Source organism: Vibrio penaeicida, assembly GCF_019977755.1.
Taxonomy (GTDB): Bacteria; Pseudomonadota; Gammaproteobacteria; order Enterobacterales; family Vibrionaceae; genus Vibrio; species Vibrio penaeicida.
In genome coordinates this window covers 2,296,257-2,321,403 of sequence record NZ_AP025144.1, presented here as the reverse complement: position 1 = coordinate 2,321,403, position 25,147 = coordinate 2,296,257, and the positions used below count along the sequence as shown (strand labels likewise).

The 25,147-nt window shown below is 44.1% G+C and carries 26 protein-coding genes; 15 read left to right on the top strand and 11 right to left on the bottom strand.

The genetic code is table 11. From position 1 onward, the window contains the following. Positions 1 to 255 precede the first annotated feature (255 nt). From LDO37_RS10375 to LDO37_RS10350, 6 genes are all read left to right on the top strand, one after another. Positions 256 to 1,692: an aminotransferase-like domain-containing protein gene (locus LDO37_RS10375; RefSeq protein WP_126608421.1), complete on the top strand. Its 1,437-nt coding sequence runs from the start codon at positions 256 to 258 to the stop codon at positions 1,690 to 1,692. A 219-nt stretch (positions 1,693 to 1,911) separates the two neighbouring features. After that, positions 1,912 to 3,096 (top strand): lytic polysaccharide monooxygenase, encoded by a 1,185-nt coding sequence (locus tag LDO37_RS10370; RefSeq protein ID WP_126608422.1) that lies wholly within the window; start codon positions 1,912 to 1,914, stop codon positions 3,094 to 3,096. A gap of 139 nt (positions 3,097 to 3,235) precedes the next feature. Further along, positions 3,236 to 3,457 carry a hypothetical protein gene (locus LDO37_RS10365; RefSeq protein ID WP_126608423.1) on the top strand — a complete coding sequence of 74 codons (222 nt, stop codon included), beginning with the start codon at positions 3,236 to 3,238 and terminating at the stop codon, positions 3,455 to 3,457. A 294-nt stretch (positions 3,458 to 3,751) separates the two neighbouring features. Beyond that, positions 3,752 to 4,438, top strand: a complete 687-nt coding sequence (locus LDO37_RS10360) for a hypothetical protein (RefSeq protein WP_126608424.1) — start codon at positions 3,752 to 3,754, stop codon at positions 4,436 to 4,438. Positions 4,439 to 4,471: 33 nt separating this feature from the next. Then, entirely contained in the window at positions 4,472 to 4,684 is a 213-nt protein-coding gene (locus LDO37_RS10355; protein WP_126608425.1) for a hypothetical protein, read from the top strand. Between the two features lie 207 nt (positions 4,685 to 4,891). Beyond that, positions 4,892 to 5,293 carry an MAPEG family protein gene (locus tag LDO37_RS10350; RefSeq protein WP_126608426.1) on the top strand — a complete coding sequence of 134 codons (402 nt, stop codon included), beginning with the start codon at positions 4,892 to 4,894 and terminating at the stop codon, positions 5,291 to 5,293. Between the two features lie 39 nt (positions 5,294 to 5,332). Here the strand turns inward: LDO37_RS10350 and LDO37_RS10345 are convergent, their stop codons facing one another. After that, on the bottom strand, positions 5,333 to 5,980 hold the full coding sequence (locus LDO37_RS10345; protein ID WP_126608427.1) for a hypothetical protein: 648 nt from the start codon (positions 5,978 to 5,980) through the stop codon (positions 5,333 to 5,335). A gap of 192 nt (positions 5,981 to 6,172) precedes the next feature. Between LDO37_RS10345 and LDO37_RS10340 the strand changes: the two genes are divergently transcribed. From LDO37_RS10340 to LDO37_RS10320, 5 genes are all read left to right on the top strand, one after another. Next, the gene (locus LDO37_RS10340) at positions 6,173 to 6,625 is read left to right on the top strand and encodes a methyltransferase family protein (protein WP_126608428.1); all 453 of its coding nucleotides are present in this window, start codon (positions 6,173 to 6,175) and stop codon (positions 6,623 to 6,625) included. An 18-nt stretch (positions 6,626 to 6,643) separates the two neighbouring features. Then, positions 6,644 to 7,036: a DUF6713 family protein gene (locus tag LDO37_RS10335; protein ID WP_317982622.1), complete on the top strand. Its 393-nt coding sequence runs from the start codon at positions 6,644 to 6,646 to the stop codon at positions 7,034 to 7,036. Between the two features lie 58 nt (positions 7,037 to 7,094). Further along, positions 7,095 to 7,490: a nuclear transport factor 2 family protein gene (locus tag LDO37_RS10330; protein ID WP_126608430.1), complete on the top strand. Its 396-nt coding sequence runs from the start codon at positions 7,095 to 7,097 to the stop codon at positions 7,488 to 7,490. 466 nt (positions 7,491 to 7,956) lie between these two features. Next, positions 7,957 to 8,754 (top strand): alpha/beta fold hydrolase, encoded by a 798-nt coding sequence (locus tag LDO37_RS10325; RefSeq protein WP_126608432.1) that lies wholly within the window; start codon positions 7,957 to 7,959, stop codon positions 8,752 to 8,754. A gap of 228 nt (positions 8,755 to 8,982) precedes the next feature. Beyond that, positions 8,983 to 9,459: a helix-turn-helix domain-containing protein gene (locus LDO37_RS10320; RefSeq protein ID WP_224055184.1), complete on the top strand. Its 477-nt coding sequence runs from the start codon at positions 8,983 to 8,985 to the stop codon at positions 9,457 to 9,459. A 94-nt stretch (positions 9,460 to 9,553) separates the two neighbouring features. Here LDO37_RS10320 and LDO37_RS10315 read toward each other — a convergent pair whose 3' ends face one another. From LDO37_RS10315 to LDO37_RS10280, 8 genes are all read right to left on the bottom strand, one after another. Next, the gene (locus tag LDO37_RS10315; protein WP_126608434.1) at positions 9,554 to 10,813 is read right to left on the bottom strand and encodes a dicarboxylate/amino acid:cation symporter; all 1,260 of its coding nucleotides are present in this window, start codon (positions 10,811 to 10,813) and stop codon (positions 9,554 to 9,556) included. 352 nt (positions 10,814 to 11,165) lie between these two features. Further along, a complete protein-coding gene (trpA, locus tag LDO37_RS10310; RefSeq protein WP_126608435.1) occupies positions 11,166 to 11,972 on the bottom strand; it encodes a tryptophan synthase subunit alpha in 807 nt (268 codons plus the stop codon). Next, positions 11,972 to 13,162, bottom strand: coding sequence for a tryptophan synthase subunit beta (trpB, locus tag LDO37_RS10305; protein ID WP_104402573.1), 1,191 nt, complete (start codon positions 13,160 to 13,162; stop codon positions 11,972 to 11,974). Before trpB ends, trpA begins: the two co-directional genes overlap by 1 nt. A gap of 38 nt (positions 13,163 to 13,200) precedes the next feature. Beyond that, on the bottom strand, positions 13,201 to 14,598 hold the full coding sequence (gene trpCF / locus LDO37_RS10300) for a bifunctional indole-3-glycerol-phosphate synthase TrpC/phosphoribosylanthranilate isomerase TrpF (RefSeq protein WP_126608436.1): 1,398 nt from the start codon (positions 14,596 to 14,598) through the stop codon (positions 13,201 to 13,203). Positions 14,599 to 14,603: 5 nt separating this feature from the next. Next, on the bottom strand, positions 14,604 to 15,605 hold the full coding sequence (trpD, locus tag LDO37_RS10295) for an anthranilate phosphoribosyltransferase (protein WP_126608437.1): 1,002 nt from the start codon (positions 15,603 to 15,605) through the stop codon (positions 14,604 to 14,606). 69 nt (positions 15,606 to 15,674) lie between these two features. Beyond that, complete coding sequence (locus LDO37_RS10290) at positions 15,675 to 16,253, bottom strand: aminodeoxychorismate/anthranilate synthase component II (RefSeq protein ID WP_126608438.1); 579 nt, start codon at positions 16,251 to 16,253, stop codon at positions 15,675 to 15,677. Between the two features lie 5 nt (positions 16,254 to 16,258). Continuing rightward, positions 16,259 to 17,824, bottom strand: coding sequence for an anthranilate synthase component 1 (locus LDO37_RS10285; protein WP_185829844.1), 1,566 nt, complete (start codon positions 17,822 to 17,824; stop codon positions 16,259 to 16,261). Between the two features lie 174 nt (positions 17,825 to 17,998). Beyond that, positions 17,999 to 18,160, bottom strand: a complete 162-nt coding sequence (locus LDO37_RS10280) for a hypothetical protein (RefSeq protein WP_185829845.1) — start codon at positions 18,158 to 18,160, stop codon at positions 17,999 to 18,001. A gap of 72 nt (positions 18,161 to 18,232) precedes the next feature. Between LDO37_RS10280 and rnm the strand changes: the two genes are divergently transcribed. The 4 genes from rnm (at position 18,233) to LDO37_RS10260 (ending at position 24,031) form a co-directional block, all read left to right on the top strand. Beyond that, positions 18,233 to 19,111, top strand: a complete 879-nt coding sequence (gene rnm / locus LDO37_RS10275; RefSeq protein WP_126608439.1) for an RNase RNM — start codon at positions 18,233 to 18,235, stop codon at positions 19,109 to 19,111. Then, the gene (locus LDO37_RS10270) at positions 19,108 to 19,728 is read left to right on the top strand and encodes an L-threonylcarbamoyladenylate synthase (protein WP_104402567.1); all 621 of its coding nucleotides are present in this window, start codon (positions 19,108 to 19,110) and stop codon (positions 19,726 to 19,728) included. Before rnm ends, LDO37_RS10270 begins: the two co-directional genes overlap by 4 nt. 128 nt (positions 19,729 to 19,856) lie before the next feature. Next, entirely contained in the window at positions 19,857 to 20,783 is a 927-nt protein-coding gene (rluB, locus tag LDO37_RS10265) for a 23S rRNA pseudouridine(2605) synthase RluB (protein ID WP_104402566.1), read from the top strand. Positions 20,784 to 21,721: 938 nt separating this feature from the next. Continuing rightward, positions 21,722 to 24,031 carry an immune inhibitor A domain-containing protein gene (locus tag LDO37_RS10260; RefSeq protein ID WP_126609232.1) on the top strand — a complete coding sequence of 770 codons (2,310 nt, stop codon included), beginning with the start codon at positions 21,722 to 21,724 and terminating at the stop codon, positions 24,029 to 24,031. Between the two features lie 137 nt (positions 24,032 to 24,168). On the opposite strand, the gene LDO37_RS10255 is transcribed toward LDO37_RS10260, so the two are convergent. Then, positions 24,169 to 24,489, bottom strand: a complete 321-nt coding sequence (locus tag LDO37_RS10255; protein WP_126609231.1) for an HI1450 family dsDNA-mimic protein — start codon at positions 24,487 to 24,489, stop codon at positions 24,169 to 24,171. Between the two features lie 4 nt (positions 24,490 to 24,493). Next, positions 24,494 to 25,060, bottom strand: coding sequence for an elongation factor P-like protein EfpL (gene efpL, locus LDO37_RS10250; RefSeq protein ID WP_126609230.1), 567 nt, complete (start codon positions 25,058 to 25,060; stop codon positions 24,494 to 24,496). Between the last annotated feature and the right edge of the window lie 87 nt (positions 25,061 to 25,147).

The following is a 25,147-nucleotide window of genomic DNA, read 5'->3' as shown; positions in this document are numbered from 1 at the left end:
TGAGCCAGAACCGTCTTGTGAACGTTATACGAAAGTTTTCTAGTTGACTATATACCCAACTAGCTACGTTACAGAAGCACTATCTTGCAGACGGTGCGTTTATCCAGCCCCATTTCTTAGTATGAGATACATATATGGCTAATCGGTGCGTTTCTTCACAAATAGAAAATAGAACATCAGTGTTTTGATGGAAATTCGAATAAGAGAGACTACTATTCGAGCTCGATACGACAGGTCCAAAGAAGCCCCAACAGAATGACGAGATACGAGCAGTTAGCACAAGAGATAAAAACGCAGATAGAAAGTGGTGTTTGGCGAGCAGGAGACAAGTTGCCATCAGTACGGGCGACATGCAAAACATCTGGTTTTAGTATCTCTACTGTTATGCAATCGTATCAGCTGTTGGAAAGCCAAGGGTGGGTTACGGCTCGACCACAGTCTGGATATTATGTCTCATCAAGAAAAATCTCACTAAGCAAACCTGAACCCATTCTTCCTAGCACACGAGAATCTGTAAACCAATCAGACAACGTGAACATTAACGATTTATTGTTTGATGTTATTCAACAAACACGTGATAACGACATTGTTCCGTTAAGTAGTGCGTTTCCGGACCCAGAATTGTTTCCATTTCAAGTGCTCACGAGAAACCTAGCGAGCAGTGGGCGAAAGATGCTCCCTCAGTCTACAGTCACTAATTTACCACCAGGGAACGATGCACTGAGGCGCTGTATTGCGCAGCGATATAACCTTGAAGGCATTCATGTCGTACCGGACGATATTGTGGTGACATCCGGAGCGATGGAAGCGCTGAACTTAAGTTTACAAGTTCTGACGAAACCCGGAGATTTAGTTGCGGTTGAATCGCCTACTTTTTATGGCGCGCTGCAAGCTATTGAACGGCTACAATTGAAAGTTGTCGAGATCCCCAGTTGCCCGAAGTTTGGCATTAACTTGGAATTGTTTGAAGAAGCGCTGTCTACGTTACCAATCAAAGCCTGTTGGTTTATGACTTCTTTTCAGAATCCGATTGGACATTCGTTGCCTCCAGAGAAAAAGCGCCAGTTAATCGGTATGCTGGCGATGCATGATGTTCCTCTCATTGAAGACGATGTGTATTCCGAATTGTATTTTGATCAAACCAAACCTTTGCCTGCCAAACATTTTGATTCTGAACATCGAGTCCTGCATTGCGGCTCTTTTTCCAAATGTTTAGCGCCTGGCTATCGGGTTGGATGGGTAGCCAATCGTCAGTACGCAAAGGATCTGCAACGGGCGCAGTTGATGTCGACCCTTTCGGCTAGCATTCCTACTCAAATGGGTATTGCTGAGTATCTTCAATCGGGCGGGTATGACACGCATTTAAGAAAGCTAAGAAGAACCCTGCAACAACGACAAAACGCCTTTTTAAAAGGGTTGAAAGATTGGTTACCAAGTGAGATTAAAGTAACGGAACCCAAAGGAGGGTACTTCATATGGCTAGAATTGCCTGCAAGAGTAAAGGCGCAAGAAGTCTACTTAAAAGCACTTCAACAAAAAATTGGAATAGCTCCCGGAACCCTTTTTAGCTCTGACCAACACTTTTGTCATCATATTCGTTTGAACTGCTCTTTCGACTGGGACGAGACAACACGGGATGCAATAAAAACCCTCTCCTCGATCCTTTCAGATATGCTGCGTGAAAACAGATAAAGTCACTTTGAATTCAAGCGCAAAACAACCGAAATGGTTGCAATGAGTTCGATTGATTATGGAATCACTTTATCGTTTTAACAAATCCTTTTCATTTATAAACTTACATTCAACTCCGACCTATTTTCGCTTTGTTAATCTGAAATTGCTCGCTGATCACTTCGCGTAGATATTTACGCCAAAGCGAGCATGTTCAGGAAAATTAAACGGAGAGAAATAATGAATAAACTGGCTATTTGTTCTGTCGCACTGGCAGGATTATCGCAGGTTTTGGTGCCTAACCTTGCCAACGCGCATGGGTGGGTTGAGTTCCCGAGTGCGAGACAAAACACATGTTATTTAGATGGTGGTTTTTGGGTTGATGCGATTCCTAACCAAGCGTGTCAGGCGGCATTCGATGTTTCGGGTGCCTTTCCTTTCGTACAAAGAAACGAAATTGCTGCGAATGTTGCCAATTACGGAGACATGGCACATGTCAAAGCGGTAATCCAAGATGGTAGCTTATGTTCGGCAGGTGCAAACTCGAAAGCTGGCCTAGATGTGGCGTCACCGCATTGGCAAAAAACGTCTGTCCAACTTGACGCGAACAATGAGTTTGAACTGGTCTTTTATGCCGACACACCTCATGATCCATCGTATTGGCAGGTCTATCTATCCAACGCTTCATACACTGGGGATGCGCCGTTAACTTGGTCTGATCTTGATATGCTGGTCAGGAACGATAACGTTGTGCTCGGACCCGATAGAAGGTATCGACTCACAGTGAAAATTCCAGAAGGAAGAACTGGCGATGCCGTACTTTACACACGCTGGCAACGTAAAGACCCAGGCGGTGAGGGCTTTTACAACTGTAGTGATATCCGTTTGAATGGCGGTGGTACTAACCCAGATCCAGGCCCAGTTGATCCAACGCCTCCAACGAGAAACCTAACTGAGCTTGGCTATTTTGTAGCACCTGATTTTGGTCCTGTAGAAGTAGGGGATACCGCACGGTTCCGTACATTTAGTCCTACCGGTCAAGAGATTCACGATATTCAATTGCCCATCACAGCAAATAATCAATCGAACTGGGCTGGTTTGATTGCAGCTCAAATTAATGATCAAAACAAAGGGAAGTGGTTTATTGGTATCTGGCATTCCGAGATGAACCATTACATGTATGACAGTTCCAATGTTTTGGCGAACAAAGTTCATGCCCCTAATGCAGAGCCTTCTTATCAACTCTCACTCATTAAAGCGGTAGATCCAACGCCGCCAACTCCTCCAGCAAATGATGCGTGGGTCGCTACCAAAGCCTATGAAAAAGGCGCGGTTGTATCCCATGCTGGTCGTAGTTGGACTGCGCAATGGTGGACAAAAGGCGAAGAACCCGGCACCACAGGCAAATGGGGTGTTTGGCGTTAATTCAATAACAATGTTTCTGCAACGCCTCTTCGGAGGCGTTTTCTTTCTCAACTGTTCGGTTTCTTTTTGCAAGATCTGTTCTACCTAACATTGGTGTATCTATGGCATAAATCAGTAAGTCCAACCGAGGAGTCGAACCATGGAAAAACATTCTGCCTCACAAGAGGTTAAATTGATTATCGTTGCTATTGTATGTGCACTAATGCTTGTATTTGGTCATTTGATTTTAGCGAAAAGTTTCATGGGTTACGTTTGGGTTGAAGTGACGGCAGCGGCCATTCCCCTACTTATGGTGGTCATCTGTTACGTCGCGGTTCGAACGGCAAGCAAAGCAGAAGATTCGGTTGGCGAAAACTCCTGATCCATTACTTCCTTAGTCAGTCGCGGAAACTCTAGAACTGTAATTCAGTAGAGTTGCTCCAGCTGACGCCATACTATGTATTTTGCCCCTGTCTCGGGGCTTTTTTATTTTCCGATACGTCCATTCCACCAGTAAATACACAGGATCTTGTAACGAGAGGTTACAAGACGCTAAGATCTTGAGATTGCTAAGCGTTATCGCCGACAAATGTTTGAAAGATTGCCTTAAACACTATATTTTTAGGCTGCATTTATATAACAGGCTTTGGGCAAGGCTAACTTGCTAGGGAATACGATGGACATCTTTAAGATCATTCAAGAATCTTGGAATTACTACGCACGCCATATTCAAGGTGTTTTTTTGATCATGATACCTGTGATCGCGATTGTGGATTTGTTTTACGCTTTGAATCCTGTGGACTTTGAAGATATGTCCAACGCTCAGGGAATCATGATAAGTCTTATTCCTTTTGTACTCCTTCCCCTTTACCAAGCGGCTTTGGTTGTATTGTTCCAATCGCGTTATGACGGTGCCACGCTAACCACTTCTCAATGTTATAATTTTGGTAGCCAAGCTTTTGTTAGGCTTCTCGTTATGTATATTTTAATGGGCATAGCTATTTTGTTCGGCATGATGCTATTGATCATCCCCGGTATCTACTTAATTGGTCGATTCTGCTTGGCTGAGTTTTACTGTGTATTAGAGAAAAAAACGTATACCCAAGCATTATCATCAAGCTGGGCGGCGACGAAAGAGCATCAATGGCCAATTTTGGGCGGCTACTTATTGGTGGCGTTACTTCAGGCCATGCCAACTTATTTCATTTCAATTCTATTGAGCGTGTTAGAAATCGATAATATGGTTGTCGACTTCTTTGTAGGAGCAATAAGTTCTGTTCTCTTGGTTTTGATCACAGCCTACACATTCCGCGTGTACAGTTTTGTAAAAGATAACGAACCAAAGATTACGGAAACGGTCTAAAATCCCGGACTGGAACAGAATAGGGAACTCATAATGAAAACAGCGACAACTTCGCTCTTAACAACAATCTCGCTCTTTACTGCAGCATTTGTACTTGCTGGCTGTACTGGACCACAAGGTTACTACGGTACAAGATCTTCGCAGCAGAATCAGTGTCAGAGTATTGCAGATAAACTAGAGTACGAACGTTGTATGGATGATTCTCGAACGAGTTATGAGGAATACCAAGAAGGCCTTAATCAGTAATACTGGGTATTCTTTTAAAAACTGTTTCGTATTAAGCCATCGCCACCGCGATGGCTTTTTTGTGCGCTAATTTGGGGAAATTTTAGCGACTTTTCGCTTTGTTGTTTTTGATTCATCAACTTTACACGCGAATTAGAAGGTTTAACTGGTATTTTGAGGAAGCTTTAGTAAGGTAGAGCGACTCATTTTATATCAAGGAAGATTCATATGTCATTTATAGCTGAGTACCAATCCGTAGTGTTGGTTTTCGGATTGACAGGCGCACTCATATTTCTACAACTCTTAGTCGCCGATATTATAGGTATCGTCAAAAAGCACAAACCCGGTCATGCCATTACATCAGACCACGATAACTTACTGTTTCGAGTCAATCGCGCATTTCTGAACTCAAACGAAAGCGTCGCCATCTTTATTCTTGTTACGATCTTTGCAGTTTTATCCTCAGCAACGCCGTATTGGGTAAACTTGTTCGCGTGGGTGTATTTTGCATCGCGAGTAGCGCATATGATTTGTTATTACATTAACTGGAAAGTTGCGCGGAGCGTTGTCTTTGCGGGAACCGCGGTGAGTTTAATAGCACTATTTGTGCTTGGTGTAATGGCGTACTAAGCCAGTATCAAGTCTGTAAACTCTCGCTGTTAACAGACCCTAGCTAAAGTAGTCTTGAATCGCGGTTACGATTCCCAATTCAGGGCTACTTAACACAGGAATGGAATAGGGTTTTGTTGAAAGCGCGCCAGCCATAGAAGCTTGCGCCAACACGATGGCGTCGAATTGGTCTTCTTTCGCTAATAGATCACGTGCAATAAGGGCGAAGTAGCCTTCGGAATCCCCCTTCATAAAACATTCCCACGCATTTGGAATCAGTTGATACTCTATATTCGGCATTGCTAGAGTGTTACAACAGGACTGATTCATTAACTCTTCAGTCGGTAATAATGTGCTTTCCAATGCTGCAAGAACAAGGACATTGTCGTATTTGATTGCAGCGTCTGCCATGGCTCGATCAATTCGAATGGCGTTTAAATCATGGAGGAGAGCGACCTTTTCAACGACCCCACCCAGTGTCGAGCACGTACAGATGGTCAGTTTAGATTGTGCGGCAAGTTTTCGAATTTCTTCTTCGGTTGATTTGGCTACATTAGCGTTCACACCGTTTACTGTTGCTTCTTTGAGAATATCCTCACGAACAGAATACGTTGTTTTTAAATTGGGAGCGTGCTTCCGGATTAACGTGTTAAAAGTGTCAATGTGGACAAGAGAGGTGTGTAAGAAAGCGATATCAATATTTTTCACATTCTAAATCCGTTATCTACGAGGTAACTAAGGCATTTCTTACCGTTTCAATGCCTGTAACGTGATTTATTCAAAATATCACAATTGTTATGCGAAATTGCACAAAACTCATTTTGTTACTGAGTAAAGTCTTTTCAACAATCATTGATTGCGGTAGGTTTGAGCTAATCCGAAAATAATATAAGGAAATCGATGCAGTCGCTAGAACTGAAGTTACCTCCTCCGATAGTCGCAGCCATTTGCGGATTGGGCATGTGGTTCTTGCCTACGTTTCCAATAAGTGACTCATTTGTTTTCATGTTCTTTGCATTACTGCTTGTACTTTCAGGTATAGCTATCGCCATACTAGGGCTGGTGTCTTTTCGAGTGGCTCGTACTACTTTCCATCCAACATTGACGGATAAAACAACGGCACTGGTGACTTCTGGTGTGTATAAATTTACGCGTAACCCAATGTATCTCGGTATGCTACTGGTGCTAACAGGCATTGGATTCTATTTAAATAATTGGCTGGCATTCTCATTTTGTATTGGGTTTGTAGGCTACATCACTCGTTTCCAAATTAAGCCTGAAGAAGCGTTCTTAGCAGAACTTTTCCCACAGGCATTCCCTGAATATCAAGCTAGGGTACGTCGTTGGATTTAATCTGATAGTTAAGTAAGAATGAAGAACACACTCTTTTTTATAGGAATATTTTGTTTTGTGGCACATGAAATTGACGCCATGGTGCATCACGCTTGGTTGGTTTTACCACTCACAGTGTGGATACCGGAGGAATATGCACAAACCTTGTTTGTTCTTGCTCATATCCCTCTCTTTCTCATTATGATGTTTATGTTGCCCACTTATTTTCTGAGTAAGATCGAAAAAGTACAAACTGCCATAGCAACATTCATCGTTATTCATGGCATATTGCACTCCGCTTTCATGACTCACGAACATTACGAATTTGATTCGTTTTTGTCTAATTTATGGATATTTGGTGGCACTATTTGCAGTGCTGCCTTTCTCATATTTCAGACAGGGCAAAAACAGGGAACCGTCGTACAAAAATAACAACCTGTTTGCCTGTGGGCGGTAGAGCATTCCCAATTAACGATGAAAGGAATACTACGTGAAAAAAACTTCATACCTCACACCCAAGCAAGTTGTCGCAAATTATTGGAACGCAATGGCAGGAAACGATTTCCATGCCGTCGCGCAGCAATGGCTAAGTGAAGACTTTGAATGTGCTTGGCCGCAATCTAACGAGCTGATTTCTGGACGTGAGAACTTTGCATCTATCAATTCTGAGTACCCATCTAATGGCAAATGGTCGTTTACCATTAACACCTTGATAGAAGATGGAACGCAAGTGGTGAGTGATGTGACAGTGACGGATGGAAAAGAAGTGGCAAAAGCGGTGACGTTCCACACCGTGTTCAACGGAAAAATCACCAAGCAAACAGAATATTGGCCCGATGATTACGACGCACCAGAATGGCGGAAGAATTGGGTGAAAAGCCTATAAATCACGGGCTAGATCTTTTTAAGCTTGATGGGCTGAAATAAACTTAGGTTTTCAGCGTTCTTTTATATCCAGTAGCAAAATATACCCAAGTGTCTAGGGTCTGTTGACCTTTCGAGATGATTTTTGCAGCAATTTGTGGGTGATTTATACAAGGCAACGCTCATTCGGTGTAGTCGCTCTACATCAATGAGCGATAACGCAGTAGAAATAAGCCACAAATGCTGCCCGAAGGGTTCGCTTCTATGCCTTTTACTCTTTGTTGCAAGGTATTTGCTTAGAATGACTAGGCTACACACCTTGCGCCGCGATTAAATGGCATAGAACTCGAACAAAATTTAACCACGAAAGGCCAGCAGACCCTAGAGATCACTTGGGTATAAAATCTTACAGCGTGAAATATTGATGCGCTGCTTGTATTGGTCCTATTCTGTTAGGGCAATGATAAGTAAGGCGGCTGGTGGGTTAAGTGAAGAAGAGAATGAAAATCTGGGGCAGTGTTTTCAGCATTGTGTTTGTCACTGCAGTTGTGTTTGCCCAGCTTCGTACAGCAGATGTACCTAATCCCATTCCAAATACATTAGGCGTGACTGAGCGTCTTAATGCCGACTCCAATGCTCAAATTTTGTTTATACACGGCTCCCCTGGCTCCAAAGAAGGGTATTTAGGGTATTTAGATCTCCCTGATTTGCAATCCATAGCCGATTTAGTGGCTATCGATAGGTTGGGTTTTGGCGCATCGAACCCTGAACCAGAAACTTCTATTCGACGTCAAGCCCAAGCCATTCTCCCTTACTTATCAAACGAGAAAGCGAATATACTCGTTGGTCATTCACTCGGTGGCCCGATTGCGTTGCAGCTGGCACTAATCGCACCAGAAAAAGTGCACGGGATGGTATTGGTCGCCCCTGCATTTGACCCAGAGTTAGAGCACCCAAAATGGTACAACTACATTGCAGATACCGTACTGGCGAAATGGTTGCTTCCTGATGAGTGGAACCAATCTAATATTGAAATGATGTCGTTGTCTGATGAACTAAAAAAACTTGCCAGCCAGAATTGGGAACCTCTCACAATGCCAATTCATATTGTGCACGGTAAAGAAGATGACATTGCCGACCCAGGTAACTCATCCTTTGCAATAAGTAAACTTCCGTCAAAAACGTCAAAACTCTTTTGGGCACAAAATGAAGGGCATTTTGTGCTTTGGCAAAATATCCCCCTTATCGCTAAACACTTACAAGCCATATTGAAAAAAGCAGAATAAAAAACGATAGAATAAAAGTATCCTAATTGTGACCCTAAAAAGGATGTGTCTGTACTTTTTTGTATCGCCTTTTTCTTCTAAGTTTTGTAAACAGATGCTTGATTTATTATCTGTTTGATTTAGTCTAACTAATTGAAAAATAAAGGCTGTCATGTGTTTGTCGCTAAGGTGTCGTTCAATGTCAGGTCTAAATTTGGGTAAAGTTAGTCACATCAACAAGGCGCTGCTATGAATTTGAAAGCTCTAAGAAATGATCGAGGGTGGTCGCAAGAACAACTGTCTCAAATGAGTGGGTTGAGTGTTAGAACCATCCAAAGAATAGAGCAGGGGAGCAAGCCCGGACTGGAATCCCTTAAGTCGTTAGCAGCGGTGTTTGAAGTAGACATTAAAACTTTACAGCAGGAGACACCCATGACAAACGTAGAAACAGTCACAAACGAAGGTATCAATACAGAAGAAGTACAAGTAACAAGAAAAGTGAAACGCTTGAAAAAGTTTTATTCCAGCTTGCTATCTTACGTTGTCACTGTTGGGTTTTTATTTATCGTAAACCTAGTGACAAGCCCCGAATACATGTGGGCCTGGTGGGTAGCGTTTGGTTGGGGAATCGGCATTGTATCGCAGGGAGTTCGTGCCTTTGAATTACTTAATTTTTTCGGTGATGACTGGGAAAAAAGAGAAATCGAAAAGCGAATGAAGAAGTAAACAATACGCGGACACAACAAAAATTAAGAAGAAGGAAGCCAATCGGCTTCCTTCTTGTTTCTTTTAATTAGCTATTACTAAAGTTCAAGTTTATTTAGGCGTCTTGCACTTTATGTTGAGCGTTAGTCTCGCCTTCGTCGATAAGCGAATCCACGATAACCGCACATGCAGCATCACCTGTAATGTTCAGAGCTGTACGAATCATGTCAAAGATACGGTCTAGGGCAAACAGCAGTGGTAAGCCTTCAATAGGGATACCGGCAGCCAATAGAACCGCAACAACAAGGAAAGACGGACCAGGTACGCCAGCTTGACCTACTGCACCCAACGTTGCCGTTACGATGATTGCAGCGTACGAAGCAAGACTTAGATCCACATTGAACAACTGTGCAAAGAAAATGGCCACAAGACCGTAGTATATGGCGTTACCGCTCATGTTGATGGTTGCACCTAGCGGTAAAGCGAATGAAGCCGTGGAGTTTCGCACCTTAAGCTCGTGCTCTACAGTATCTAGCGTTACCGGTAACGTAGCCATTGAAGAAGCTGTAGAAAGCGCGACGGCTTGAGGCTTCTTCATTGCAGAGATAAATTTCTTTGCCGAGGTTTTTGTAAAGATATGAACCAATGCTGGGTATACAACAAAACCAAAAATCAGAATGGCAGCAACGTATACAAAGAAGAGTTTAATCACAACAGTTAGAGCACTGAACCCGAAAGTACCTACTGCGTCTGCCATTAAGCCAAATACACCAATTGGTGCAATTTTCATAACGCAGTTGATCATCCATACCATGGCATCAACAATTGCATTTACGCCATTGATAAGTGGTGTGCGTTTTTCTTTCTCTAATTTTGAAACCGCGATCCCGAAGAAAAGGCAAAAGACCAATATTTGAAGAATATTCGCTTCATTCAAAGATTGGAAAACGTTGGTAGGGATCATGCCTATAATGGTCGCCCAGAAAGTAGGGAGCTCACCTTTAGAGGCGTACTGGTTTGAAAACATGCTTTCGACACCAGACACATCAATGCCGACGCCGGGTTGAAAAACGGAGCCCATTATCAATGCTAGTGCCACCGCCAGTGCTGAGGTAACGGCAAAAAAGCCCAGTGTGAATACACCCACTTTGCCTGCTGAATGGCTATCACCTAACCCAGCAGCACCCGAAATTAGCGCGACTGCAACCAATGGGATCACTAGCATTTTAATCAACGCAATAAAGATTGAGCCTAAAGGCGCAAACAATGACGCAGAGCTTCCCATATAGGCGCCAACAACGGTACCTAGAACCATAGCAATAACGACTTGAACGCCGATATTGCTTAATAAACCCTTATTTTTTAACACTTCCATAACCTCTGTGCTGTATATATTGCCAATGATGGATTTTGCATCTAACTTAACGATCAAAAATAGATGAAAATCTTGCTTGGCTTTTTACACTGAATTGGAAATGCGATCAATATAACCTAGGTGAATAAGTTAGAAAAAATAGGTGTTCTGTGAGTTTTTGAATAAACATGCAAAGCAATCGTTTGCTAAGAATATGTGAGAGGTTGTTTATTCGAGTTCGAGACAGGTAAACAAAAATGATTAAACGCTATGTAAAATAAACGCAACATTTAGCACAAATGTTGCGTTTTTGTTTCATGCATAGAGTGTTATAGCCAGTGTGATCCGAGCGGATTGGTTTGAGCTCGTTTGACTATTTTTGCGTTGCTGCTTTCATTGGCTCAACAAAGTTTGCAAGCGCAGCTAGCATGGCTGATTCGTCACTTACGTTTGTCTCTATGATTTTCACGACAGCAGAGCCCGAAATAGCCCCAGCCGCACCTGATTCCAACGCCTCTTTAACTTGCGCTGGCTCGGAAATACCAAAGCCTAGTAGTGCCGGTGGCGCATTAAATTGAGAAAGTTTGCTCAACATGTCGCCGACAGGCATATTCGCTTTTGTTTCTGCACCTGTTACGCCCGCACGCGAGAGCAAGTACGTGTAGCCACCACCCAATTCAGACACTTGCTGAAGTGTTTCATCTGATGCGGTTGGTGGTGCAATAAAGATAGGATGAATGCCATATTTGTGCGCCGCTTTTACAAACTCTTTGCTTTCATTTGTTGGTACGTCGGCGATCAGCACAGAGTCAATTCCAGCATCTGAGCAACGTTTGTAGAAACTTTCGATACCGTTGGCGTAAACCAAGTTGGCGTACATTAACAAACCAATTGGCAAGTCTGGGTACTGCTTGCGAATTGCCGTAATGCTTTCAAAACAAATATCGGGTGTGGTTCCGGAATCCAAAGCGCGGATATTCGCTCCTTGAATCGTTGGACCATCCGCCAGCGGATCGGAGAACGGGAAGCCCAATTCAAGGGCATCGGCACCTGCTTCGACCAGCGTTTCCATGATTTTCAGAGATTGCTTTGGGTTCGGATCGCCAACGGTGACAAAAGGAACAAATGCGCCTTGGTTTTTTTCAGCCAAGCGGGCGAACATAGCTTGATAACGATCCATTACAGCGCTCCTTTTTTCTCAAGAATATCGTGAACAGTGAAAATATCTTTATCACCACGACCGGATAAATTTACAATCAGAATTTGTTCTTTCTCTGGGTTGTCGTGTGCCATTTTCAGGGCATAAGCCAATGCATGAGAGGACTCCAAAGCAGGAATAATACCTTCGTTTCGCGCGAGAGTTTGGAAAGCTTCCAATGCTTCATCATCGCTTATCGCCACGTACTCCGCTCGACCTGTCGCGTTCAAATGCGCATGCTGAGGTCCAACTGAAGGGAAATCCAAACCTGCCGAGACAGAGTAAGACTCTTCCACTTGTCCGTGGCTGTCTTGCATTAACGGTGCTTTCATACCAAAGAAGATGCCCGTTTTACCGTGTTTGAGTGGCGCGCCATGTTGGTCAGTATCAATACCCAAACCAGCTGGCTCTACACCAATAAGTGCTACATCGGTTTCTTCAATGAAATCGGCAAACATACCAATGGCATTCGAACCACCGCCAACACACGCAATGACAGAGTCTGGCAGTCGACCTTCTCTAGCAAGGATCTGATTTTTGGTTTCTTCACCAATCATGCGTTGGAATTCACGAACAATGGTCGGGAATGGGTGAGGTCCCGCTGCTGTACCTAAAAGGTAATGCGCTGTCTCATAAGATGCAGACCAGTCACGCAGCGCTTCGTTACACGCATCTTTAAGCGTCGAGCTGCCTGAATGCACAGGAATTACTTCTGCACCCATTAGCTTCATACGGAATACGTTAGGGCTTTGACGCTCTACGTCTTTTGCACCCATGTACACGCGGCACTTCAAGCCGAGGAGTGCACAAGCCAATGCTGTAGCCACACCGTGCTGGCCTGCGCCCGTTTCTGCAATGATTTCGTTCTTACCCATGCGCTTGGCAAGTAATGCTTGACCGAGTACCTGGTTGGTTTTGTGCGCGCCGCCGTGAAGCAAATCTTCGCGCTTAAGGTACAGTTTTGTTTTTGTCCCTTTCGTTAAATTACGAGTCAGTGTTAGAGCGGTTGGGCGACCGGCGTACTCTTGCAGTAAGCCCATAAACTCGGCATGAAAATCGGGATCTTCTTGGGCATCAATAAACGCTTGTTCTAATTGCTCAAGCGCTGGCACCAAGATTTGTGGTACATACTGACCACCATATTCTCCAAAGTAGGCATCAAGTTTTGCCATGATAATTCCTTAACTTTAAACGAGCTTTTCGTTTGTGATCAGTAGTGTCTAATTTCTTTAAATGCGTCGGTTAGCTTGGTTTGATCTTTGTGACCCGGAGAACTTTCTACTCCAGAATTTAGATCCAAACCAAGGCAACCAAGATTCGCGGCGTCTCTTACGTTTTCTGGCGAGAGCCCACCAGCGAGCATGATGTTCTTTTCTTCACCAATGAGCGACCAATCAAATGTGACTCCTGTACCGCCGGACTGATTCCCAACTTTGGAATCTAATAGGTGTCGATTAATGTGTTGTTCTAAAAGCTGAGGCGCTTTATCGGTCACACCGTATGCCTTCCAGATTTGGCATTGTTCAGGAAGAGCTGTTTTCAATGTATCTACAAATGCTTGGTCTTCGTCGCCATGAAGCTGGACAGCCGCAAGCCCCAAATCATTAGCAATAGAAGCGACTTCTTGTACGGAATGATTTTGAAAAACGCCCACATATTGCAGCGGTGCGCCGCTCATGACTCGGCGAGCTTTGTCTGCATCGACGTATCGTTTCGATTTTTCAACAAAGATCAGACCGCCGTAAACCGCTCCAGATTGGTAAACCTTGGCAGCGTCATCCGCTTGAGTAAGCCCACAGACTTTGTTTTCACCCAGTAAAACTCGACGAACAGCAAGTTCAAGATTGTCTTCAGACATGAGTGAACTACCGATCAAGAAACCGTCAGCGTATTTTGCAAGATCGCGGACTTGTTGGTTGTTATAAATACCGGATTCAGAGATGACAATCGTCCCCTTTGGTAACTTAGGTGCCAGCTCTTTTGTTCGGTTCAAATCGATAGATAAATCCCGCAAGTTACGGTTGTTGATGCCGACCACTTTCGCATTTAGTGCAATGGCTCTTTCAAGTTCTTCGTCGTTGCTGACTTCAGTCAGAATACCGAGGTTCAAGCTGTCAGCGACTTCTGCAAGCGCTTTGTATTGGTCGTCGTCCAGCACAGAAAGCATCAGCAAAATGGCGTCTGCTTGGTAATGACGAGCAAGGTAGACTTGATAGGCGTCTATCATAAAGTCTTTACACAATACCGGCTGAGAAACTTGCTTTTTTACTTGAGGCAAGAAATCAAAGTTACCTTGAAAGTATTTTTCATCCGTTAAGACAGAGATTGCGCTGGCATGGTTGTTGTAAACCGAGGCAATGTAATCCAAATCGAAATCATCACGAATGAGCCCTTTGGAAGGGGACGCCTTTTTGCATTCTAAAATGAACGCGGACTTATCTTGAGATAGCGCATCGTAAAAGCTTCTGTCAGAAGGTACTAGTGCAGACTTAAATGTTTCTAGAGGCTGAGATTTCTTACGCTCGGCAACCCAAACGTGTTTGTCATCAACAATTTTTGCTAGCACTTGCGCCATATCTCGGTTGTGCTTAGTGATGTGTTCAGACATTGTGGTTAGCCTCTCTCTGCCAATTGTTTTACGAGTTCATACGCTTTGCCAGAATTCATCGCATCAATAGCTTTTTGCGTGTTAGCTTTTAGATCTTCATTCCCAAACAGTTTCAGTAGTAAAGAGACATTCACTGCAACCGCCGACAGTTGAGCTTCTGTGCCTTTACCCGTTAAAATATCGGTAATAATCGCTCGGTTTTCAGCGGGCTCTCCGCCTTTAATGGCTTCCAATGGATGTGTTGTATTAACACCGAAGTCAGCAGGGGACAGCGTATATTCTTCAATCTTACCGTCTTTGATTTCGGCAACTAATGTATCACCGTGGATCGCCACTTCATCTAAGCCACTACCATGGACGACAGCAGCACGCTTCATGCCCATTTGTAACATCGTTTCAGCGATAGGGCGAACCAGTGCGGCATCGTATACGCCCATTAACTCTATGTTTGGGCGAGCTGGGTTGATCAGAGGACCAAGAATATTGAAGATGGTGCGCGTTTTCATGGTTTGGCGAACAGGCATCGCGTGTCGCACACCACCGTGATATTGAGGCGCAAATAGGAACGCGACACCTAAATCATCCACCGCTTTACGCGTATCTTCAGCGCTCATAGCGAGATTGATACCGAAAGAGTCTAGCAAGTCAGACGAGCCCGATTTGCTGGAAACACCTCGGTTACCATGTTTTGCGACTTTTACACCGCACGCGGCAGCAACAAACGCCGCTGTTGTTGAGATGTTTATGGTGTTAGAGCCGTCACCGCCAGTGCCGACAATATCAGCGAAGTCATAATCTGGGCGTGGAAAAGGGTTGGCATTTTCCAGTAGTGCTGAAGCGGCTCCTGCGATTTCGTTAGGCGTTTCGCCTTTGATTTTCAAAGCCGTAAGGACAGCAGCCAATAGAATAGGGTCCATTTCGCCTTTGATGATCGCATCAAAAAGTTGCTGACTTTCATCCTTGGTCAGAGATTGCTGGTCGTAGAGCTTGTTTATAATGTGTTCCATAAATTCTTCCTTCATTTTGCCCTGACTTAGACGGCAAGGCTGAGTATCCGTAATTTGTTTTTATTCTTACTACGCCAGTGCCCAGTGAATGGTGTTTGCTAACAAGTTTGCGCCTTGCGTGGTCATAATCGATTCAGGGTGGAACTGAAAACCAATGACTTTATCTTCTTCATTTACCACGGACATGACAAGCCCGTCGACTTCCGCGGTGATTTCCAGTGATTCTGGTACCGATGTCGCGACTAAAGAGTGGTATCTCGCAATCGCAATAGGAGAGGGCAGCCCTTGGTAAGCTGCATGATTTCGATGTGCCATCATGGACACCTTTCCATGAACGATGTCACCCGCGCCAGCGACCGTACCGCCATATGCCTCAACGATGGCTTGATGACCAAGGCAAATACCTATCATTGGTACTTTACCTTTCAGGCGTTGGATTAATTCCGGCATGCATCCCGCTTCAGAAGGTGCGCCCGGCCCCGGTGATAACACAACAACTGGGTTTTCTAATTTGCTAATGGCTTCTTCAATGACAGCGGCGGCAATATGGTTGCGATAAATGGTGACGTGGTGACCAAGCGATCGAAATTGATCCACCAAGTTGTAAGTGAAGGAGTCAAAGTTGTCTACAAATACTAAGTTCGCCATCTTCTTTACTCCTTGTGCGCTGTTTGGATTGCTGAAATAACCGCTTGTGCTTTACCGCGAGTTTCATCGGCTTCTGCTTGAGGGTTAGAATCGTAAACCACACCTGCACCTGCTTGTACTTGTGCGATACCATCTTCGATGTAAGCGGAACGAATAACGATACAGGTATCTAAATCCCCTTCACCTGTCAGGTATCCAACAGCACCACCATAACTACCGCGGCGCGCTTTCTCGACATCCCGTATCAGCTGCATCGCACGGATTTTTGGTGCACCAGTTAACGTGCCCATGTTCATGCACGCTTGATAAGCATGCAGTGCGTCTAAATCTTCACGCAATTGACCTACAACGCGAGATACCAGATGCATTACGTGGCTATAACGGTCTACTTTCAGTAAATCGGCAACATGTCTGGTACCCGCTTCGGAGATACGAGCCACGTCATTACGCGCTAAATCAACCAGCATCATGTGCTCGGCGTTTTCTTTCATGTCTGCACGCAGTTCTAATTCAATTCGGCTATCTAGGTCGAAGTCGATGCCACCGTCTGCTCTTTTGCCACGAGGACGTGTTCCTGCAATAGGATAGATTTCCACTTGATTGGTGGTGGTTTCGTATTTCAAAGCGCTCTCAGGAGAGGCGCCAAATAGAGTGAAAAGCTCATCGTGCATGTAGAACATATATGGGCTTGGATTACTGCGCTTCAGTTCTTTGTATGCAGCCAATGGCGAAGGACAAGGGAGTGTAAAACGTCGTGAAGGAACGACTTGGAAGACGTCACCTTTTACCACGTATTCTTTTAAGTCCGTAACGGTTTGGCAGAATACCTCATCAGAGACGCTTGGAACAGCGTTTACGTCAGCCAGTTTTTGAGCGTCTTTTAGCGGTGCTGGCTCATGACTTTTTTCGGCTATATCTGCTAATCGAGCTTTTAATGTTTGTTCTGTCGAGCTATCACCATCAAATTGCGTAGCTTGAACTGTGCACTGTCTAGTTTGGTGATCCACTACCATAAGGGTTTCAGCTACATAAAATACGTAGTCAGGGCATGAGTTAGTGGCGTCTGCATGTCCAAGTGGTTCGAAGTTTGCCACGTGGTCATACGCAAACAATCCACCCATAAATATCGTGTGCTTATCTTTATTTTTAAGGTCGTAGCTGTGTTGCACAAGACGAAGCGCGTCAAAGCTTGAGGCTTCACGTAAGCGGCTGTCTTCATCTAAATTGGCATCAGGTTCTTCGAAATCTAAAATTAAGCTATCGTCGCTTAAGGCATTTTCAACATCATGATGTAAATTGGTCGAAAGGCGTTTAATCAGGTGACGACCATTTTCTGTTAGGGCTTCGTACACCACTTGGTGACCGCGACAGACAATTCGAACAGCGGCATCAACGAGCAACCAACTGCTTAGGTTTTCTTTGGAATCGATCTCAGCAGACTCAAGTAAGAGGCTGTTGGTTTTTTCTGAGCAAAGCACCTGAAAAAGGCGTGTAGGATCTTCGCTGTAAGGCACGGACATTGGGTGAAGTGTTACTTGTCCTTTCTCTTTTATCATTATGGCCTTATTCACAAGACCTCCTTTTGATTAAACACGTTTCTCAAAATACATACTCGCATATTCAACTCTTCGCCCCAATCTTGGAAAGCGTTGTTTTGCTGCATTATTGTTCGGTTGAATGTGAGTAAGTCGACAAAACGAAAAAGCCCGCTCAGTGAGCGGGCTATTTCTTCAAGATTCTATAAATCAGGTTAACGCAATAGCCCACGTAGGTTTTAACCACACACGCCACCACGAAGCAACAGCTACGTTTGCAACAGCCACTATGTTTGCTACAGCAACTAAGCTTGCTACAACATTGTCTGCTGTTACTTTGTCGTTATGTTGTGAGTTAAATTCCTGTAACATGAGCAACCTTAGTGCGTAACCTGAAACTGTGTACTAGTTAACTAGTGCAAGGAAAAAAAGTCAAGCATAAATATGAAAATAGATCTTCACAGCCACACCACCGCATCGGATGGTCGGCTGACACCATCACAATTAATAGATAGAGCCCTCGAATTTGGGTTGCATACCCTTGCGATTACCGATCACGATACGGTTGACGGCTTACCTATTGCGCATGAGTACATTCGAGAAAATAATCTACCACTCACGTTGATTGATGGGATTGAGATATCAACGGTTTGGCAAAACAAAGACATTCATATTGTTGGACTCGGTGTGGATACGGGTCATCCAGCACTCCAAACGTTGATCAAAGAACAAAAGCAAAGAAGGACTGAGCGCTCAGAGCTGATGGCACATAGGCTGGAAAAGGTCACACAAGAAGGCGTGCTAGCAGGGGTAAAAGCCATAGCCGGAGAAGCTTCGCTTACCCGAGCGCATTTTGCTAAATGGCTCGTGGATAATGGCTATGCGAAAACCATGCAGCAAGTATTTAAAAAATATCTTACACGGAACAATCCGGGCTATGTTCCACCTGTATGGTGTTCTATTCCTGAAGCTGTAGATGCAATTCATCAGGCTGGAGGGCAGGCCGTACTGGCACATCCGGGCCGATATCAGTTAACAGCGAAATGGATAAAGCGTCTTATTACTGCGTTTTGTGAAGCGGGTGGTGATGCTATGGAAGTGGCTCAACCACAACAAGCGCAACAAGAACGACGCACTCTTGCCGATTATGCTATACAATACAAACTATTAGCTTCCCAAGGTTCTGACTTCCATTATCCTTCACCGTGGATGGAGCTGGGAAGAAATCTATGGCTGCCCTCTGGCGTTGAGCCAGTATGGAAAGACTGGGGCCTCACCCCACACTCAAGAGACGAAGAGCTCGTAAGCGAGGAAGATCAATGAGCCAATTTTTTTACATTCATCCTGAAAACCCGCAAGCACGTTTAATTACCCAATCTGTTGCCATTATTCGCAACGGTGGTGTTGTTGTGTACCCAACTGATTCTGGCTATGCCCTTGGGTGCCAGCTTGAAAACAAACAAGCGCTAGATCGCATCTGTCGGATCCGAAAGCTGGACGATAAACATAACTTTACGTTGCTGTGCCGTGACCTGTCGGAGCTTTCGCTTTATGCCAGAGTTGACAATACAGCATTCCGGCTTTTGAAAAGTAATACTCCCGGACCGTTCACGTTTATCTTTAAAGGCACGAAAGAGGTGCCTCGCCGTTTGATGAATTCAAAGAAAAAAACCATCGGTATTCGTGTTCCAGACAATGTGATTGCGCTAGAGCTGTTAGAAGCGCTAGGTGAACCTTTGATGTCTACTACATTGATTTTACCAGGCAGTGACGTAGCGGAATCGGATCCTGAAGACATCCGCGATAAGCTAGAACATGCGGTTGATGTGATTCTAAATGGTGGCTATCTAGGCGAGCAACCAACGACGGTGGTTGACTTTAGCGAAGGCGACCCTGTTATTGCTCGTCTTGGTGCTGGTGATCCGGCGGCATTTGAGTAAGAAATCATACCGAAAGAGAAACAGCCCCTAGATTTTCATGGTGAAAGTCTGCGATAATACGCGCCCACCAAACTGGTGGCATCAAATTTTGCACTCGACGTCTGTGAAGGCGACACATAGGTAAATAAATGAGCGAAAAGTTACAGAAAATTTTAGCGCGTGCTGGTCACGGTTCACGCCGTGAGATTGAAGCGTTAATCAAAGCTGGGCGTGTTAGCGTGAACGGTATCGTTGCTAAGCTTGGCGAACGCTTGGAAGATGAGAATGCAGTTGTTCGTATTGACGGACATAACGTATCTGTAAAAGCATCGGAAGAAGTGGTTTGTCGTGTACTAGCCTACTACAAACCGGAAGGTGAGCTTTGTACTCGCCACGACCCTGAAGGTCGCCGTACGGTATTTGACCGTTTGCCTAAAATTCAAGGGGCTCGCTGGGTATCAGTTGGTCGTCTTGATGCGAATACCTCTGGCTTGTTGTTGTTTACCACAGATGGTGAGCTTGCAAATAGATTGATGCACCCATCTCGTCAGGTTGATCGTGAGTACCTTGTTCGTGTGTTCGGTGAAGTAACCGAAAAAATGATCCAGAACTTGGTTCGTGGCGTTAAGCTTGAAGATGGCATGGCTCGTTTTGAAGATGTTGTTTACGCTGGTGGTGAAGGTATGAACCATACTTTCTACGTCGTAATCAATGAAGGTCGTAACCGTGAAGTTCGCCGTTTGTGGGAATCTCAAGGCCCGACTGTAAGCCGACTTAAGCGTGTTCGTTATGGTGACATCTTCTTAGACAAGAAGTTGCCCCGTGGCGGTTGGATGGAGCTTGAACTAAAAGAAGTGAACTACTTGAGAGAGATGGTCGAGCTTCAACCAGAAAAGACTTCAATGATTGACCCACACAACTCATCTCGCAACCGTGATCGTTCACGTAGCCAGAAAATCCGACGCGCAGTTAAGCGTCACGAAGAGCGTGTGAGCAAGCCAGCAGGTAGAAGCAACCAGCGACGTAAGCCTGGAAAGCCAGCGAAACCAACCAAATCGACTCGTCGCCAAGGTTAACCCAAACCATACAGTTTTCTGTTCAGAGCCTCGCCAATGTGCGAGGCTTTTGTTTTTCTAGCCTTATGTAGAGGAGTAGGGGCATTGCGCCTAGAGTGATGTTCTTACCAGTATTCGTTCTCCAATCCACATCAGTAGCTTAGGTATGTACTCATCATGTGATTGTGCGTATCTGCTCTCGACATTATCATTAGTCAAACTGATATTTAAAAAATCGATGTTAGGGGAATGTTTAAAGAAACGAGACAAGAATTAGGGGGCGAACTTCAAGTTAAAGTAGTTCTCCATTATAAGGGGTGTCCTTCAATCTAATGTTATGTGATAACATATCGATTCATGCATTTCTGATAGGATTGAAAATAAAAATCACAGTCTTATTAATCTGGAACTACTAATTTATTAATTTCAATTGAATGAGATCACTATTCATTATTCAGTAATCTATTTTTGTTATATTTTTATTTAATAAAAGTGAATGAAAAATAAAGACCCAGTGTTAAGTTTTCTCCTTATTATATTTACAATTATCATTATAAAAATAGTACTTAGTTCAATGTTATGATTTTTATGGATTTTAATTTAAATCTTAATAGAGTTAACTATTTATGTTGAAAGGCTTTTAATCTAGAAAAACAACATGTAACAATCATTAGCTCTGTATATTTTATTTATAATTAACTTAATATGGCATTTTCATTATTTTTGCTTAGTTTATTTGAAGTGGACAGATTTGTAATTTTGTATTACTTAATAGAACCAGATTCTAAATTAATTATTAATATTTTTAACTTTTAGAATTTAGATATATAGGTTTAGAGATGATCTATAAAATTAACAATATGGAATTGTTTGCTATATATCGCCTTTTTTAATAAATGGAATTTTGACCAATTCAGTTGGCAAATATGTATTAAATAATCAGGAAAAAAAGGCTTGTAATGAGTTCACATGTATTACCAATAAAAAGTAAAGTAGCAGCGGGTGTTCTATGCTCACTGCTTGGGTTTTCTACTATCGCGCATGGCGCGCCTTCTTCTCACGGCGTTGATTTTGGGGTGGTTAATCAGGATAGATTGATCACAATGCTGAAAAAGACGGGCGTTATTTCAAAAGAAGCAAATGAAACTGAATCTGAAAGGGCACTTTATGCGTACCTTTCTTCAATTCATGTTCAAAAACCTGAAAAAGGGGAATTGGCCAGCTACGAGGAAAAAAGAAATAAGCGCCTATTGGAGCTAATGTCTTCTGATATTTCAGACAATATACCTGCAACCATTGCGAGATCGATACCAGAAAGTAATTGGGCTGGACCTATTACCCAAGACAAAGTTCTCGCTATTTTAATTGAGTTTCCTGACTATCCAGCCAATATGGTCACTCCAGACGAAACGTCGAATTATTATGACGATTACACGCCTTCACATTACCAAGACATGCTGTTTGGTCAAAGTGGTTACGTGGGAAGTAATGGCAAAAATCTCATTTCCATGGTGCAGTTTTATGAGCAGCAATCTGGTGGCTCATATACTCAAATTGGAGGGGTTGCTGGATGGTATAAAGCTCAGCATCCCGCTGCCTTTTATGGGGCACAAAAGGGGAGCACAAAAGATGTGAATGCCCGAGATTTGGTTAGGGAAGCATTAGTGGCTGCTGCCGCAGATCCAAGTGTAAACCTGAGTGATTATGATCTCGAAGACCGTTATGACCTAGATGGTGATGGTAATTACCGTGAACCCGATGGCTTGGTCGATCACATCATGATTTTCCATTCCGGTGTTGGGCAAGAAGCAGGGGGCGGTAATTTGGGCTCCGACGCGATTTGGTCGCATCGATGGAATTTGGGTAATGTCTTTGAACTTGAAGGCACATCATCGTCAGTCCCTAACTGGGGTGGTTTGATGGCTGCATACGATTACACCATTCAACCAATTGACGCTGCAGCGGGTGTTGCGGCGCACGAATATGGGCACGATCTCGGTCTTCCAGACGAATACGATACCGTTTATGGTCAGGATGAATGGGGAAGCACACCAGGAGAACCTGTTTCTTATTGGTCTATCATGTCTTCTGGTTCTTGGGCTGGGTTGATCCCGGGTACTGAGCCAACAGGCTTTAGCCCATGGGCGAGACAGTTCTTGCAAAACTCGTTGGGCGGAAATTGGCTACATGGTAAAACAGTCGAGTTTGACCAGCTAAATACTGCTCCTCAATCGATCACACTTGATCAGGCGAATTCGAAAGGTGTAAACCACGACTATTTGCGTATTAACCTCCCACCAAAAATCGTGAAGTTAATGGATGTTGTAGGGGCTCAATCGTTTTACTCTCAGCGAGGTGATAACTTAAACACCAACGTTCATTTTGATGTGGCTATTCCAAATGCAGCATCGGCAGCGCTGACGTTTAAGGTGAACTACGACATCGAAGACGAATACGATTTTGGTCGAGTTTTGGTTAATGGAACCCCTATTACAGGTAACATTACGACAACTTACGATCCGCACGAAATTGGTTATGGCATCGGTTTTACAGGTGTTTCAAATGGTTGGGTAGACGCGACGTTTGACCTAACTGCATACGCAGGTCAGACAGTAACCATTTCATTTAACTATCTAACGGATGGTGGATACGTGAAGAATGGGTACTGGTTTGATGAAGTTACCGTTAGCGCGGATTCTCAAACTTTGGCTTACTTCAATGCGGAGTCGAGTGCACCTGAGCTAACCCTTGATGGTATGGCGCTGAATAACGGCAACTTTGAGCACGAGCACTACTACCTTGCTGAGTGGCGTCAACATAAAGGTGTTGATAAAGGTCTTGCGCACATCAATCGCAACGACCACATCATGACGTTTGATGAGGGGCTGGTACTCTGGTATGTCGACACCTCTCACACAGATAATGGTGTCGCTTCTCACCCTGGTGAAGGTTGGTTAGGCGTAGTTGATGCGGATCGCAACCCACAGTTCTGGAGTGACGGTACGCCAGCGACTTCTCGTTACCAAGTACGTGATGCTGCGTTTAACACAAAAACGGGTAAGCAAATTCACCTAGTGGATAAGAAGGGGCTGACGTTAGATGACCCATATGTTGTCGCAAACCCAATGTTTGCAGACTGGGAGGATTACTCGAACCCAATTCGCCCAGCGACAGGTAGACTAACCCCACACTATGGAATTGTACTTCAGGTTGTGGATCAAGCCGAAGATGGCAGCACGGCAACGGTTAATCTAATGAAGCTTTGGTAACGGGGATGCTTTTCCTCACTCACTGAGTCACTTAGGATTTAGTAACCTAGTAACCTAGTAACCTAGTAGCAATTAAAAAGCCCACCGACATATGAAGTCTGTGGGCTTTTTTGTTAGAGCGTGTGCCAAAGGAACGATCAGTCTCTTTTCCAAAGTATATGGCAGAATTTGTTATCTGGGTCGCGGCTAACCAGTAGGCGAGCAAACACATCGTCGAGCTCGTCACTTTCTTCGTTGACCAAGCCAATTCTCACTTCAGCGTAAACTTCTTTATCTACGTCGAATCCAACATGACCAACCCAGTCGTCTCGTGTCTCGACTAGCTCTGCAGCGCCACGATCTTCAAATTGAGCCGTAAAAATGATGACATCGGCTGGTTCTAAATTGTCGGGTGCCATTTCGAGAAAGATATCGTATGCGGCATCGATGACATCATCAAAAGAAATTAAATCGGTCATGTGATTAAGCTCGGTTCATGTATTTGCGTTCGGTCGTATGCACTACGATGCGATCACCTGTGGAAATATATTCAGGGACTTGTACCGTCAAGCCTGTAGCAAATCGGGCTGGCTTGGTACGAGCAGACGCTGAAGCGCCTTTGATTGAAGGATCGGTTTCTTCAATCACCAGTTCAACGGTAGACGGGAGTTCCAGACCAACGGGCTGGTCATTAACAACCAGTACCTGTAAACCTTGAGTTTCTTCATTAATAAACAGCAGTTCTTCGGCAATGTCGTCTTGCTTGAAGTTAAACTGAGTGTAGTCTTCGTTGTCCATGAAGATGTACTCATCGCCGTCGATGTAAGAGAAGACAACATTGCGTTTTGCCATGTCGGTCGTATCGACAACATCGTCAGATTTAAAGCGCTCATCAACGCGCGAGCCATTTGATAAGTCAGTACAACGTAACTTATAGATTTTTGCGCCGCCACGTCCACCTGGTGTCGTAACTTCAATGTCTTTAATTAGCAATGTTTTACCATTTGAGATAATGGCAAACCCTTTTTTTAACTCGCTAGCCCTTGGCATATAAGATTCCTAAATATTTCTACAACCTGAAATTATACTCAAGTAACTTCAATATGCTAGGCTCAGCGTGCCAGTTTAAGAGGATGG